The 13,486-nt window shown below is 70.4% G+C and carries 13 protein-coding genes; 7 read left to right on the forward strand and 6 right to left on the reverse strand.

What is annotated here, in order from left to right; all coding sequences use genetic code 11:
* Positions 1-23 precede the first annotated feature (23 nt).
* Genes ACFHWS_RS21055 through ACFHWS_RS21065 form a run of 3 tightly spaced genes read right to left on the reverse strand, consistent with a single transcriptional unit; the run spans position 24 to position 3,234 of the window.
* Entirely contained in the window at positions 24-1,334 is a 1,311-nt protein-coding gene (locus ACFHWS_RS21055) for a vWA domain-containing protein (protein ID WP_416568853.1), read from the reverse strand.
* Positions 1,331-2,755, reverse strand: a complete 1,425-nt coding sequence (locus tag ACFHWS_RS21060) for a hypothetical protein (RefSeq protein WP_416556638.1) — start codon at positions 2,753-2,755, stop codon at positions 1,331-1,333. Before ACFHWS_RS21060 ends, ACFHWS_RS21055 begins: the two co-directional genes overlap by 4 nt.
* Entirely contained in the window at positions 2,755-3,234 is a 480-nt protein-coding gene (locus ACFHWS_RS21065; RefSeq protein ID WP_416568881.1) for a hypothetical protein, read from the reverse strand. The genes ACFHWS_RS21060 and ACFHWS_RS21065 overlap by 1 nt, the downstream gene beginning before the upstream one ends.
* Before the next feature lie 247 nt (positions 3,235-3,481).
* Between ACFHWS_RS21065 and ACFHWS_RS21070 the strand changes: the two genes are divergently transcribed.
* From ACFHWS_RS21070 to ACFHWS_RS21080, 3 genes are all read left to right on the forward strand, one after another.
* On the forward strand, positions 3,482-3,967 hold the full coding sequence (locus ACFHWS_RS21070) for a helix-turn-helix domain-containing protein (RefSeq protein WP_282232730.1): 486 nt from the start codon (positions 3,482-3,484) through the stop codon (positions 3,965-3,967).
* The gene (locus ACFHWS_RS21075; RefSeq protein ID WP_416568854.1) at positions 3,960-4,319 is read left to right on the forward strand and encodes a DUF4180 domain-containing protein; all 360 of its coding nucleotides are present in this window, start codon (positions 3,960-3,962) and stop codon (positions 4,317-4,319) included. Before ACFHWS_RS21070 ends, ACFHWS_RS21075 begins: the two co-directional genes overlap by 8 nt.
* A 733-nt stretch (positions 4,320-5,052) precedes the next feature.
* Positions 5,053-5,418: a hypothetical protein gene (locus tag ACFHWS_RS21080; protein ID WP_416556639.1), complete on the forward strand. Its 366-nt coding sequence runs from the start codon at positions 5,053-5,055 to the stop codon at positions 5,416-5,418.
* 660 nt (positions 5,419-6,078) lie between these two features.
* On the opposite strand, the gene ACFHWS_RS21085 is transcribed toward ACFHWS_RS21080, so the two are convergent.
* The gene (locus tag ACFHWS_RS21085) at positions 6,079-7,335 is read right to left on the reverse strand and encodes an XRE family transcriptional regulator (RefSeq protein WP_416556640.1); all 1,257 of its coding nucleotides are present in this window, start codon (positions 7,333-7,335) and stop codon (positions 6,079-6,081) included.
* A gap of 347 nt (positions 7,336-7,682) precedes the next feature.
* Between ACFHWS_RS21085 and ACFHWS_RS21090 the strand changes: the two genes are divergently transcribed.
* The 3 genes from ACFHWS_RS21090 (at position 7,683) to ACFHWS_RS21100 (ending at position 10,214) form a co-directional block, all read left to right on the forward strand.
* On the forward strand, positions 7,683-7,940 hold the full coding sequence (locus ACFHWS_RS21090; protein WP_282232507.1) for a hypothetical protein: 258 nt from the start codon (positions 7,683-7,685) through the stop codon (positions 7,938-7,940).
* 85 nt (positions 7,941-8,025) lie between these two features.
* A complete protein-coding gene (locus tag ACFHWS_RS21095; RefSeq protein WP_416568855.1) occupies positions 8,026-8,439 on the forward strand; it encodes a DivIVA domain-containing protein in 414 nt (137 codons plus the stop codon).
* Entirely contained in the window at positions 8,436-10,214 is a 1,779-nt protein-coding gene (locus ACFHWS_RS21100) for a hypothetical protein (RefSeq protein WP_416568856.1), read from the forward strand. Before ACFHWS_RS21095 ends, ACFHWS_RS21100 begins: the two co-directional genes overlap by 4 nt.
* Positions 10,215-10,254: 40 nt before the next feature.
* Here ACFHWS_RS21100 and ACFHWS_RS21105 read toward each other — a convergent pair whose 3' ends face one another.
* Positions 10,255-10,995: a VIT1/CCC1 transporter family protein gene (locus ACFHWS_RS21105; RefSeq protein WP_416568857.1), complete on the reverse strand. Its 741-nt coding sequence runs from the start codon at positions 10,993-10,995 to the stop codon at positions 10,255-10,257.
* Positions 10,996-11,173: 178 nt separating this feature from the next.
* Here ACFHWS_RS21105 and ACFHWS_RS21110 point away from each other — a divergent pair, with 178 nt between their 5' ends.
* Positions 11,174-11,629, forward strand: coding sequence for a hypothetical protein (locus tag ACFHWS_RS21110; protein WP_281552660.1), 456 nt, complete (start codon positions 11,174-11,176; stop codon positions 11,627-11,629).
* 48 nt (positions 11,630-11,677) lie between these two features.
* Here the strand turns inward: ACFHWS_RS21110 and ACFHWS_RS21115 are convergent, their stop codons facing one another.
* Positions 11,678-13,444 (reverse strand): glycoside hydrolase family 3 N-terminal domain-containing protein, encoded by a 1,767-nt coding sequence (locus ACFHWS_RS21115; RefSeq protein ID WP_416568858.1) that lies wholly within the window; start codon positions 13,442-13,444, stop codon positions 11,678-11,680.
* Positions 13,445-13,486: the final 42 nt, after the last annotated feature.

Genomic DNA, 13,486 nt, shown 5'->3' on the forward strand with positions numbered 1-13,486 from the left:
CGTACGGCGCTTGGAAAGGGGGGTCAGGTGAAGAAGTTCTTGAGTTCGACGACGAGCTTGCGGACGTGCCCGGACAGCACCGGGGTGCCCTGGTCCTTGAGCCGCTGCCGGAACCACGGGTTGACGCTCTGCTGGCCGCCGCTGGAGACCGAGCCGACCGGGATCAGCCTGGCTCCGCTGCGGTGCACCGCCTGCAGCCCGTCGAAGACCTCCTGCGACTTCCACTCGTAGAAGTCGGAGATCCACACCAGTACCGTGTTGCGCGGGTCGGCGATCTTCGGCCGGGCCAGCTCCAACGCGGCCATGCCGTCGGTGCCGCCACCGAGCTGGGTGCGCAGCAGCACCTCGAACGGGTCGTGCACCCACGGCGTCAGGTCCAGCGCCCGGGTGTCGTACGCGACCAGATGCACGTCCACCTTGGGCAACCCGGCGAAGATCGAGGCCAGGATGGTGCAGTTGACCATCGCGTCGACCATCGAGCCGGACTGGTCGACCACGACGATCATGCGGGCCGGGGTGGTCCGCTTCGCGGTCTGCTTGTAGTACAGCCGGTCGACGTAGAGCCGCTCGTCGGCCGGACTCCAGTTCGGCAGGTTCTTCCAGATGGTGCGGTTCAGGTCGAGGTTGCGGAACACCCGCTTCGGCGGGACCGACCGGTCGATGGTGCCGACGCTGGTCTGCTGCACCTGGGTCTTGAGCACCTCGGCGACCTCGTCGACGAACCGGCGGATCAGCGCCTTGGCGTTGGCCAGCGCCACCCCGGACAGGTTCGACTTGTCCCGCAGCAGCTGCTCGATCAGCGACATGCTCGGGGTGAGCTGGCGGGCCAGCGCCGGATCGGCCAGCACTTCGCGCAGCCGCATCCGGCGTACCAGGTCGGCTTCGATGGTGCCGAGCACCCCGTCGCGGCGCCCCGGCGTGGCACCGCAGGCCTGCTGGTACCAGCCGGCGTCGGCCTGCCAGCCGGCCAGCTGACCGGCCGACACGTCACCGCTGCCGGTGGCGAAGACGTTGAGCAGCAGCTTCGACGCCAGCGCCGCCCGGCGTACCTCGTCGGCCCCGACCTGCACCGACGCCTCGCCGGCGCTCTCGTCCTCAGCCGGCGGCACGAGCAGGCCGGGCAGCTCGTCGGCCAGTTCCGGAAACCGCTGCACGACGGTGTCGATGGAGACCGCCGGGTCGAGCAGCGCGGCCGGCAGCCCCAGCTCGTCGACCACCGCCATGCTGGTGCGTTCCAGCGCGGCCTGCTCCTGCCCGTCGAACAGCCGGGCCAGCAGCCGCCAGTAGAGCACCTGGCGCCGGTTCTCGTGATAGTTGATCATCGAATCGGTCATTTGCGCAGCAACCGTCCCGCCCGCTCCCGGAGCATCGCGACGCTGTCGCCGGAGCGGGCCACCGCCTTGGCGACCTTGGGGTCGGTCGGCCCCTGCGCCCAGTCGCCGGTGTGCAGGTCGACCTGCTTGCGCTTCACCGTCGCCTGCATGCCGATCGGCTGCACCGACCAGCCGGGGCCGGCCGCCGCGTCACCGTCCCAGCGCAGCAGCCCGATGCAGGCCGACGACTTGGCCAGCAGCTCGGTGGTGATCGGCCCGCAGCCGGGCAGCCGGTCGACATCGACGGCGACCCGGGTGCCGTCGACCTCGAAGCCGAGCCCGGCGTCGTCGGTGACCACCGTGTAGCCCTCCAGCAGCACCGGCTCGGCGATGGCGACCGGGTGCCGGTCCAGCGGCGGTACGGCCGGGGCGAGCGCCTCACCGAGCTGCACCCGGGCGACGGCGAACGGGTCGGTCGGCTCGCCGGGTCGGGCCTGGTCGTCGCGCCAGAGCAGGTCGCCGCCGGGCAGCAGCGGCAGGTCGGTGACGTCCAGGCTGAGCCGGCCGGCCAGGGCGGCGAGCAGCACCGGATGGTCGGCGAGCAGCTGCCACACCACCGGGCCGACGATCGTGTCGACCTTGGCGGCGGACACGTTGACCCGGACCAGCCGGGACCGGTCGGCGTCGCCGGCACCGCCGGCGGCCTCCAGCACCGCGTGCACCTGCAGCTGTACGGCGGTGGCGTGCTCCTGCACGTCGGCGCCGACGATCAGCAGTCGGCCGGAGACCGTCTCCGGCGCTGCCGGCCCGCCCTGCGGGCTGGTCAACAGCATGGCGCGGGTCCACAGGTCGGCCCAGCGGCGCGCCGGAATCCGCTCCATGGTGGCCACCGGGCTGGTGTAGCGCAGCTCGTTGGCGAGCCCGTCGAGCAGCACCGCGATCCGGCGTCGGGCCGGGTCGGCGAGCAGCGCGGTCAGTGCCTGCTGGCTGGCCGACACCAGATCGTGGTCGACGTTGCGCCAGCCGGCGAGGGCCAGCTCGGCCAGCCAGGAACGGGCCGCCAACAGTCGTCCGTCGGCCGGGGCGGCGGCCGTGGCCGGTGCCGACCACTGCGCCCGGTCGCGGCCGAGCGTGCCGTCGAGCCGGTCCCGCAGCGCGTCGTGCACCGCGCCCACCACCGCCGTACGGGCGGCGGCCAGCAGCAGCAACTGCTCCTCGCCGACCGAGCCGGCGGTCACCTTGTCGACGGCTTCGGCCGCCGCCGCGCCGAGCGGGGTGGCCGAGACCGCGCCGGCCAGCTCGGCCAGGGCCGCCGTACCCTTCGGGTCGAGTCGGCCGAAGCCGCCGGTCATCGCCTGGTCGAACCGGTCGACCACGGCGAGTGCCTCGGCGACCCCGGCCGGTACGCCGTCGCGCAGGTCGTCGAGCTGTGCCCCGCGCATCAGCGGGCCCCCGCCCCGGCCGGGAACCAGCTCAACTCGGGCAGCGGCTCGACCGCCCCCGGCAGGTCCAGATAGGACAGGTGGTGCAGGAACCGGCTGAACACGGCCGCCGCCGGCGACGCGCCGGCGAGGGTGGTCCGGCCGATCGCCCAGAAGATCTCGCTGCCGTTGGTCACCTCGTCGTTGGTCTCCAGGCGCAGGAAGCGGGTGACCCGGTCGCCGCCGTACTGCACGATGGCCTCGTCGGCGAGCGCGGTCAGGTGGTTGCACGCGTAGTCGCCGCCGCGCAGCCCGCCGCACGGCCGGTTGTTGTTGGTGCTGCAGCTGACCTCGTAGCTGCCGGCGGCGACCGACGACACGTACACCCGCCCGATGTCCGAGCCGCTGGACACGACGCCCTGCAGGCGTCCGTCCGCCATCTCGACGAAGGGGACCTTCGCCAGCTTGCGGGGTCGTGCGGTGGGCACCACCCGTACCATGCTTCGCCGCTGCCAGGCGGCGTCGTCCGCGTCCACTGGGTTGCCCTCCAGGGGTGTCGACCGCAGCCGTCGTCAGCCGTCATCTCAGACGGCGGGGCTGCGGACCGGTGATCCGTACCCGAGAAGTTGTATCGCCCCGGTGCGACAAACCGGGGTGGCGGGCGGTGACCGGTCCGGATCGTGGTCGGTGGCCGGCCGATGCGCTAAACTTCCCTGCCGTACGCGAAAAAGATGCTGATGGGGAAGAATGGCGAAGTCTTGGCTGTCGGTGGAGGAAGTCGCAGCGCAGCTTGACCTGCATGTGCGTACGGTGCGTAGTTACATCCGGGACGGACGGCTGCCGGCCGTACGGATCGGCAAGCAGTACCGGATCGCACCGGCCGACCTGGACGCGTTCACCGGCCGCCCGGCCGGGGCCGCCGGCTCCGCCGAGCCGGCCGACCCGGTGGTCGAGGTCTCCGCGGTGGTCGACATCGACGGCTTGACGTCCGCCGACGCCGACCGGCTGAGCACCCTGCTGGTCGCCGGGGCGCAGGGCGGCAGCCGGGCGTCGGCCGCGCCGCCGCTGCGGCTGCAGACCGGGTACGACCCGGCGCGAGACCGGCTGAAGATCGTCGTCTTCGGTGGCCCGGACGCGGTCGCGGAGATCCTGTCCACGATCGACGCGGTGACGCGCGCGGGCAGCGGAATGTTCCGGACGGACAACAGAGACGGGGTACGCGGTGATGGCTGACGAGATCGTCGAACTGGCCGGCGTACCGGTGCTGGTCTGCGCCGCCGACGGGCCGACAATCGCCAGCGAGCAGGATGCGCTGGACGTGATCGGCCAGACGTTCGCCGGTGCCGAGATCGTGGCGGTCCCGGTCGCGCGGCTGGACGAACGCTTCTTCGCGCTGCGCAGCGGGCTGGCCGGCGGCATCATGCAGAAGTTCGTCAACTACCGGCTGCGGCTGGTCGTGGTCGGCGACATCACCGGCCACACCGCCGGCAGTACGGCACTGCGTGACCTGGTCGTCGAGTCGAACCGGGGCAACCAGGTCTGGTTCGTCGACGACCTCGACACCCTCGCCGCCCGCCTCACCTGAGCCGGGCGGTTGAGCCGGGCGATCGGATGCGCTTGGTCTGACGCATCCTCGGCGTGTCAAGTCGAACAGCCGCTGTGGATCATCAGCAGGCGAGGGTGGGCGACTACATGTACTGAGCGGCGGCCTGCTCGCCTTCCTGGTAGCGCTTCCTCGTATCAGTTACGAAGGAGGCAACCGCCCGGATGAGGTCCCTCAACTCTTGGTCTCGCCGCAACTTCGCTATCTGCCTACTGGCTATCTGGCCTGTTCTGTGGATCGCGATACGCGCTACGAGGCCCGACAAAGACCAGGTTGCCGGTTGTCGATAGACCGGTCCGCCGAGGTGGGTACGGGCAAGCGCACCAGCCGGGTTCGGGCCAGGTCCGGAGTCTGGCCGCCCACCTGCCGGAGGTGCAGGTCGGTGGCGTTGCGTGACGGGTGTTGCCGAGCCAACTGTTGCCTCGGCTTCCCCTCATGCCGATGTGCGGAACCTCTGTCCGTCAAGTCTCGGTATGCCATCGAGTGGAGGGCTCAGGCACGTAATTCGCGCGAATAACGTTCCTGAGCCCTCCACTCGACGCAACGGCAGCAGCGGCCCGGCGTCCGCACGTGCCGATCAACACACCGATCACCCAGAGTCACCAGCCCGCAGTCAGGTTCCGATAGAGCCGTATGCCCATGTCGCGCATGACCTTCTCGCGTACGCCGGCAACTCGCCGCCCGGCCCGACTCCGCGTACCTCCCGTTCGACCTGGTGGTACGCGACGACGCGTCTCCCCGCGATGTGCTGCGAACAGTCACCGGCGCAGGACGATTGTTGTGCGCCATGCTGGCCGCATCCGACCCGTCGGTACGGGGCTGGCACTGGGGACCGACCGACGCAAGCGGCTTCGCGGCACTGGGCGTGAACGAGACGCTGGTGCACACCTACGACATCGCCGAAGGGCTCGGCATCCACTGGCATCCGCCGAGATCACTTTGCAGCGCCGTGCTGACCCGGATCTTTCCTCACGCCCCAGCCGGCGATCCGGTCCAGGTGCTCCTGTGGTCCACCGGGCGCACTGACCTCCCCGGCCGTCCTCGACCCACCTCCTGGGTCTTGAATGCGGCGATCGAATAGTCCACTTGCCGCACATCGTCACTCATGCCGCAATCCAGGAGCCGGGTCACCTCCACCGTTACTCATCGTGAGTAGCGGATGTTGCGGGCTTCGACGTACACCGTCCAGTCACAGGCGGCCTAACGTGCCCATGTGTTCGCGTCGTTCTTGCAGCGACCGCCCCTGGTCGTCGCCTCCATCAGGGTCCTCGATGAACAGATCAGGCCAGGCTGACGAGACCTCGGACGCCGACCGGCCAGGATGCGATGGGGACCGGTGAGTGGGGTCTGAGAGTATGTTCGCCTCGTGGAAGTCTCTGGGGACTTTGCGAGGCTCGTCGAGGACCAAGCTTCGTCCGCCCATCCCGCTGCCGCGATGGCGCGGGAGTTCGGACTGCTCGGTGTCTACGGCACTCTGGGGATCTCCTTCCTCATGTCGGAGTCGGGCGAGGTGCTCATCGACGAAGACGACGGTAGCTTGCGCCCCGCCGATGCCAACGAGCACGAGTTCGCCCACGTCCAGGCAGCGCGCCGCTATCCGGAGTTGAGACATCTCATGCCGGACCGGCCGCCCTCCGCTTCGACCTGCCAGCTGTGTGCAGGATCCGGCGAGGCTGTCTTCGGAGATGGGCGAAACCGGATCTGTTGCCCTGACTGCAACACCCGTGGATGGATTCCTGGGCTACCGGGGGCCTGCTGGGCTGCTGAGTACTCGTAGCTCGTCCAGGAAGGCTAGCGCCTCAGGGTGCTTCGGGTACTGCTCCTGCAACAGTTGCCCTAGCTCTCGGGAGCACATGAGGAGTGACGGTAGGGATTTGCGGTCGCCCGACAGCGCTTGTCGGCCGTACGCCACTGCCTCCTGAATTTCCCCTCTCCGCGCCGCTACCACGCCTAGCGTCAAACGAGCCTCGGCGTTCCTCATGGGCTTCCGTTCGGCACCGTCTGGGTCGGTGGAAGACCGTATGACTTCGTAAGCGTAAATCTCGGCGAGCTGATCTTCTCTGGCCAACCGGTAGCAGTCCATCGCGTAAAAGTCGAACTTCGACGGGTCAACCACAAAATGGTGGTCGGTATCCTCTGGGTAGGGCAGTGATTCTAGGAGTGACCGGCCCCGATCAAGTGCCGTCTCTACTTTTCTGCGGTCTCCGATACGTGCCCATGCCTTGGCCTGCTGCGCTGCTAGCTGCACAGCAACGCTTTGACCGGGGACCTTTGTCACCCCTATCTCAGCGGCGGCTATCGTTCCCCGGTAGTCACCCTGTGTTAGTGCGTACCATGCGCGCATCTCGTGCGCCCACCCGACAACTGCAGCGTCGCCCGCCTCCTCGCCGAGGGCCAGCGCCGCCTTACGGGTGCTTTCCGCTTCCCGCCGTAGCCCTAGGTCGTATTCGACACACCCGACGAGCAAGGCAACCAGACCAGCAAGCGATAGAACCTCTTTGTGCTGCGCGAGCGTTAAACGGCGATCCATGAGACTCATGAGGCGTCGAAGCCACGCCTTTCCCTCGACATAGAGCTGATACGGGGGAGCGTAGGGGTACTCACAGCAGAGTCGATCGGCCGCAATGCGAAGTGCGTCAAGCATGGCTGCCGAGACATCCGAGGCGCGAATGCGAGAGAGAATCTCCAGGGTTTCCAGGCCACTGTCTGCCAGCAGGTCCGCTTCGATATTTGCCCCACCCTGGCGAGGGAAGAACGCTGCCGTGACGGTACCGTAGGTCTTGGCAATCAGCGTCTTGTAAAAGACGTCGGGCTCGGAGCTACCAGCTTCCCACCGCTTCCAGTTGCGCAACAGGGCGTTGTCGGAGGGCAGTGGTTCGGATGCGTGTGCCCTGAGCGCCCGTACCGCGTCACTCTGGGACCACCCCCGGGCAGTTCGCTCCGAGCGAAGCCGCTGCGCCCACGCCGGCCGGGAGTCTTCCTCAAGCTCATCCCTCATGGCTTCGAGTATCCACTACCCAGGGGTGATATGGCAGGGGACTCTGCCCTGTCACCGCCGTGACACCTGCCGCCTATCAAGATCGAGTGGGATCGTTGCTCTATGGACATCTGATTGTCAACCAGAAGGCGCGGAAGATCTGGCTTGGTACCAGGTGAGTTGGTGCTAAACACGGCGGCGGCCCATTGGCCGCCCCGGCCAATGGGAAGGGTTGATCATGGTGGCGCTTGGTGCTCTGACTTCCGGAATCCTGCTCGGGTTCTTCGTGGGGTTGTTCAGTTTCAAGGTTAAGTCGCGGTGGTGTCCCGACTGCGGTCGGACGACGGTGCCGGCGGCTGATCGGTAGCGTGCCGGCCGACCGGTCACCGGCCGATCCCCGCCCCGGCGACGAGTTGATCATCGATGGTCGGGCGAGTGTGCAGTTCGCGGCCGGGCGCGGTTTCCGGTTTCGGGTGACGACAGTAGACAAGCGCTGGACGTACGACGGCTGGGTCTGGCTCACCGGCTATGTGTTGGCAGCCGACGGTGAAGCCCGTGAACGGCGGGAGATCTTCGTCCAGCGTGACGGTCTCCGCTGGGCGCCCCGCCCGCACCGGCACCGCTGACCAAGGCAGCGGCAGCGCTACGTGAGCCGCGCGCCCTTTACCCGTACCTCTGAAGGTTTCGATTGTGTGAAAGGTGGTTCCTGCTGTGCGTAGGTTCTTTGACCTGTTCCGCCGGGCTCCGGTGCGGAGCCGGCGTAACCGGCGGTTGCTCGCTGAGATCGCCCGCCACGACCGGCGGCCGACCGAGACTGCGGCTGGGCCGCGCCGGCCGGTGCGGCCTGCTCCGAACGCTGCCGGTCACTTGTACGGGCGGGCGGTGCGGCCGTCGATCAGCCCTGGCCTGGTCCGGGAGCGCGCGTTCGGCGACCGTGTCCGGCGTGGCTGCGACCCGGTGGAGGTGCGGGCGTTTCTGCATCTGGTCGCCGACGAGTTGACCGCGCTGCGCGCCGAACTTGGCTCCACCCGCGAGGAGAACGCCCGGCTCAAGCAGGCGTTGCGGGACTGGCAGTCGCAGCAGTTCGAGCAGTCGCACCGGTTCGGGGCGGGGGTGGCGGCGTGAACGGCGTCGACAAGGTGCCGGCCGGCTCTCTGCACGTGGTCGGGGTCGGCGTGGACCGGCGGCGGGCGCAACGGGTGTTCACCGTGGCGAACCTTGACACCGGGCAGGTGGCGTCGACCAGCCTGGTGCCGGGCTCGTTCACGCCTTTGCCGACGCCGGGTGGGACGTGGTGGTTGCCGTACGCGCCGATCGTCACCGACCTCGCCCAGCGTGCCGGGGTGGCCGCCGCGACGTTGCGTGACCCGGATTTCCCCGACGAGCCGGGTCGGCTGCCGTCGTCGGGGTTGACGCTGCCCCGGCAGTGGCAGCCCGGCGTACCCGAGCGGGATCGGCTGCGGTGGGAGGCGGTGGCGCTGGCCGAGCGGCCCGCCGTGCCGTGGCTGGTGCTGATCGGCCGCAGCGTCGAGCCGCCGCCACCGGGCGACCCGGGCCGGCTGCTCGGTCGGCTGTGTGCGCTCGCCGACCAGTTGCACGTCGACCTGGTCCTCGAAGTCCGGCCCAGCTCCATCGGGCGTGGGCTGAGCTGGGACGTCCGGTTCGAGCACGCCGGCGGTGCGGTGCCCGACTACCAGCACCGGTGGATCGCCGATCTGCCGACCGCGCTCGCCACCATCCCCGCCGAACGGGCGGTGACCGGTCTGACCGTCGCCAACCCGCTGCTGCCCGCCCACTACCTCACCGAGGCTGCCCTCACCGGGCGTGCGGTGCCGGTCGGGTTGGACGGGCACCCCGGCGGCCACGACCTCGACCAGGTCGAACGCCGCATGATCGCCGACGCTGAACAGCACGGCGGCGCGCAGGCCATCTGGCGTAACCGGCACTGGTGGCACACCAGCCTGCGACCCGCCGACACCCCCGGCACATTCGTCCGCGGCTGGGAACCGCCGGCACCGAAACACTGGGGCGAGGCGATCCCCGCCCACCCCTGCACCCGGTGCGCCGACCGGCCCGACCCGCCGTACTGCCTGGACTGCTACGGCACCCGCCAGGTGCGACGCGGCGCGGTGCTCACCGTCACCGACCTGCGTGGCCGGACCGTGCACCGCAACTGGCGACCCGACGACACCAACCAACCGCCACCCACACCGGTGCCCGCCGACCGGCCGTCCGGCACCACCGTCTGGCAACTACCCGACCACTACCAGATCGGGACGCTCGCGGCGCAGTTCGGCGTCGAGCCGACCGACCTGACCGACATCGACGGCGAACACAGCATCGACCAGCACCTGCGCAACGGTGTCAGCCAGGTCCCCCACGGCGGCGGCGACCCAGTCGGCGCGTACCTCGGTGAAGTCGGCGCCACCCACGACGGCGCCCGGATCATGGTCCTCGCCAACGGTTGGCCCGGCCCCACCCTCGACGAACTCGCCGCCCTGGTTCGCGGCCTCGGCCTCGCCCTCGACATCACCGTCATCGACCACCGCAACACCATCGGCCGACCCGAACTGTCCCAAGGTCACTCCTGGTCGGTCCGGGTCGTCGACCCGGCCACACGCTTGGCCGTCGACCCCGTCCCCACCAGCGCCGCCCTGCCCGAAGCCGTCGCACTCTGCTACCGCTACCTGCACGGCGCACTGCGCGCCGCCATCCCCACCGACCAGGAGAAGCCGATCCCCGTCCCACAACACGCCGCGGCGGCCGGCACTCTCCCCGACACCACAACCCACATCACGCAGGTACGCCGCCACGCCGCCACCCAACCCGGCCAGCCCGTCACCGTCCGACTCCACCCCGACGGCACCCACACCCTCACGGACCATCCGAGGAGGTGTTGATCGCAGCGGAAGTTCGTCGGCGGCGTGGTCGAAGGTCGGCTCAGAGCACCGTCGCGCCGACGAACTGCCCGATGGCGAAGGTGACGGCCATGGCCAGGGCACCACCGGCAACGAGTCTGACCACCGCCCGCCCCACGTTGGCAGAGCCCAGTCTCGCGCTCACCGCACCCGTCACCGCGAGTGTGAGCAGCACGACGGCGAACGTCACGGCCACCCGCGCGTCGGGTGGTGGCAGCAGGATCGCGATCAGCGGCAGCAGTGACCCGAGGGTGAAGGCGATCGCCGAGGCGGCGGCTGCGTGCCAGGGGTTGGTCAGCGAATCCGGGTCGATCCGCAACTCGACGTCGGCGTGCGCGGCGAAGGCGTCCTTCGCGGTCAGTTCCTCCGCTACCAGCCGGGCGGTTCCGACGGTCAGGCCCTTCGCGACGTAGAGCGCGGTCAGCTCGTCCAACTCCTGCTCGGGGAACCGTTCGAGCTCGGTGCGCTCCTTCGCCAGCAGCGCCCGTTCGCTGTCACGCTGGCTGCTCACCGACACGTACTCACCCAGGGCCATGGAGACGGCGCCCGCCGCCACCCCCGCGACGCCCGCTGTCAGGACGGGGCCGGTGGCGATGGTCGCGCCGGCCACCCCCACGACGAGACCGGCCGTCGACACGATGCCGTCGTTGGCGCCGAGCACCCCGGCCCGCAGCCAGTTCAACCGGGTGGAGATCCCGTTGCCGTGCGGTTCACCCACGTGAATCGCGCTGGGCCGGCCGGCTCCCGTACCTTCGGCTTTCATTCAGATCACCTGCCTCCGCCACCGTACGGCGGGGCGTCCTGCCACGGCAACGAAGCCAAGCCTGCGCTACCCGTGGAGGCACGGTGCAGAGGATCCTGCTGTCACCACAGTGACTGGGCCGACCGCCTGGGATACCGGCACCGAGTTAGCTCGCCCGAGCATTGGGTACGCCGACGAAATGCGGCGAATCTGGAGTGGGCTGCTGGCCGGTGCCGCCGGCACCAGCGCCCTCAACATGGTCACCTACCTCGACATGGCCGGCCGGGCCCGGCCGGCGAGCAGCACCCCGCAGCGCAGCGTCGGTCGGCTCGCCGAGACACTGCACGTCGACCTCGGCGACGACGAGACCGCCAGCAACCGCCGGGACGGGCTCGGGCCGCTGCTCGGCTACGCGACCGGCCTCGGCGCCGGCGCGCTGTACGCCGTGGCCGGCCCCCGCCGGGCACCGGTCTGGGCGGCAACCGGCCTGCTCGCCATGCTGGCGATGGCCGGCTCGGACGCGCCGATGACCCTGCTCAAGGTCACCGACCCGCGGCAGTGGAGCGCTGCCGACTGGGCGTCGGACATCGTGCCGCACCTGGCGTACGGCCTGGTCGCCGCCGCCGTGCTGCACCGCCTCCGGGCCCGCGACTGACCTGCCCGGCAACCCCCTGACCTGCCCGGCCACCCCTGAACTTCCCGGTCAGAACGTCAGCCCGTGGCCGTACCGGAACAACGGGTCCGGGTCGTCGAACGGGGCGTCCGGCTGCCCGGTGAGTACGGCCCGTTGACTGGCCGGCAGATCGACCGGTAGCCGGCCGGTCGGTGCCGGCTCCCCGGCGAGTACGTCGACCAGCGCGGTGTCCTCGACGCCGAAGCTGACCAGCAGCGTGCCGACCCGGTCGGCGAGCGGGGTGAGCACCGCCGGCCGGTCCAGGTAGACGTCCACGACGGTCGGCACCGCCGCCGCGACCGCCAGCACCCGGTCCAGCGCACCCGCCGGGAACTCCAGCGGCCCGGCGTGGAAGTACGCCTCCACCGGGCCGGGCCGCCGCTCGTACGGTGCGGCCAGCCGCAGCACCGCCACGTCCGCCTGACCCGGCTCCGACACCACCGTCCACCTGCCCCGCAGCGCGGCACGCAGCGGGCCCTCGGCGTACACCCGCAGGCCGGGGGCGAGCGGCAACCGGGCCGGGCTGTCCGGCGGGGCCTGACGCAGCAGCGTCACGCAGGCCCGTTGGGCGGCCAGCCCGGCGGCGCGGGCCGGCGGGCCACCGACCAGCTGCGAGGCGTGCTCCGGGTCGACGTAGCGGTGCCCGAACAGGCCGAGCCGCAGCTTGTCGTGCAGGATGCGGCGGGCCGACTCGTCGATCCGGTCCTCGGTGACCTGGCCGCTGCGGACCAGGTCGACCACCAGGTCCGGGCGGGCCTCGCCGCCGAACTGGTCCACCCCGGCGTGCAGCGCGGCACGCAGTCGCTGCGCCGGTTCGAGATGTTCGACGCCCCAGGCGCGGGCCGGTCGGCGTTCGCCCCGGAAACAGGCATCGGTCAGTACGCCCCAGTCGGCGCAGATCACCCCGGTGAAGCCGAGTTGCTCACGCAGCAGCCCGGTCACCACCTCGTGGTTGAAGGCGAACGCCACCGGCGGCAGTTCGGTGCCGACCGGCAGCCCGTAGCCGAGCATCACCTGCGCGGCACCGGCCCGGACGGCCGCCACGAACGGCGCCAGGTGGGCGGCGAGACGACCACCCGGGTAGGCCTGCTCGGCGCCGTACCGGAAATGGGGGTCCTCGCCGGTGCGGACCGGGCCGCCGCCGGGGAAATGCTTGACCAGCGCGGCGACGCTGTCCGGTCCGAGCGTCGGACCCTGCAACCCGGACAGGTACGCCACCGTCAGCCGGCTGACCAGCTCCGGGTCCTCGCCGAAGGTGCCCAGCACCCGTGGCCAGCGCGGGTCCGTGGCGACGTCCGCCTGCGGGTGCAGCGCGGCCCGGATGCCGACCGCCAGGTACTCCCGCCGTACGGTGTCGGCGTGCCGGCGCACCAGCTCCGGGTCGCCGGTGGCGGCCAGCCCCAGCGGTTCCGGCCAGGTGGAGAAGGCTCCGGCCAGCGCCGCCGTGTTGGGGTTGGCGGACCGGGCGTGCCGGGGATCGGTGGAGACGGTCACCGGTACGCCGAGCCGGGTCGACGATGCCAGGTCCTGCAGCTGGTTGTGCCAGCGGGCCAGGTCGGCCGGTGCCGCGGTGCCGACCAGGTTGACGTGGTTGATCCGGCGGTGCAGGACGAGGTCCTCGGCGGCGAGCAGGCCGGCGTCCGGGTCGGCCGGCGCGAGGGTGCCGCCCGGACCGATGCCGATCATCGGGTGGAACAGCAGACCGGCTTTTTCCGCCAGGGTCATCCGGCCCAACAGGTCGTCCGCCTGCTGCTGCGATGGCCGTGATCGGGTGACGGTCGGCTGCTGGGTGGTCACCGGGCCGACGGTAACCGGGTGCGCGCCGTCTGGTAGGCGGTT

It is taken from the genome of Micromonospora sp. LOL_013 (genome assembly GCF_048060315.1).
In the GTDB taxonomy this organism is placed as follows: domain Bacteria; phylum Actinomycetota; class Actinomycetes; order Mycobacteriales; family Micromonosporaceae; genus Micromonospora_E.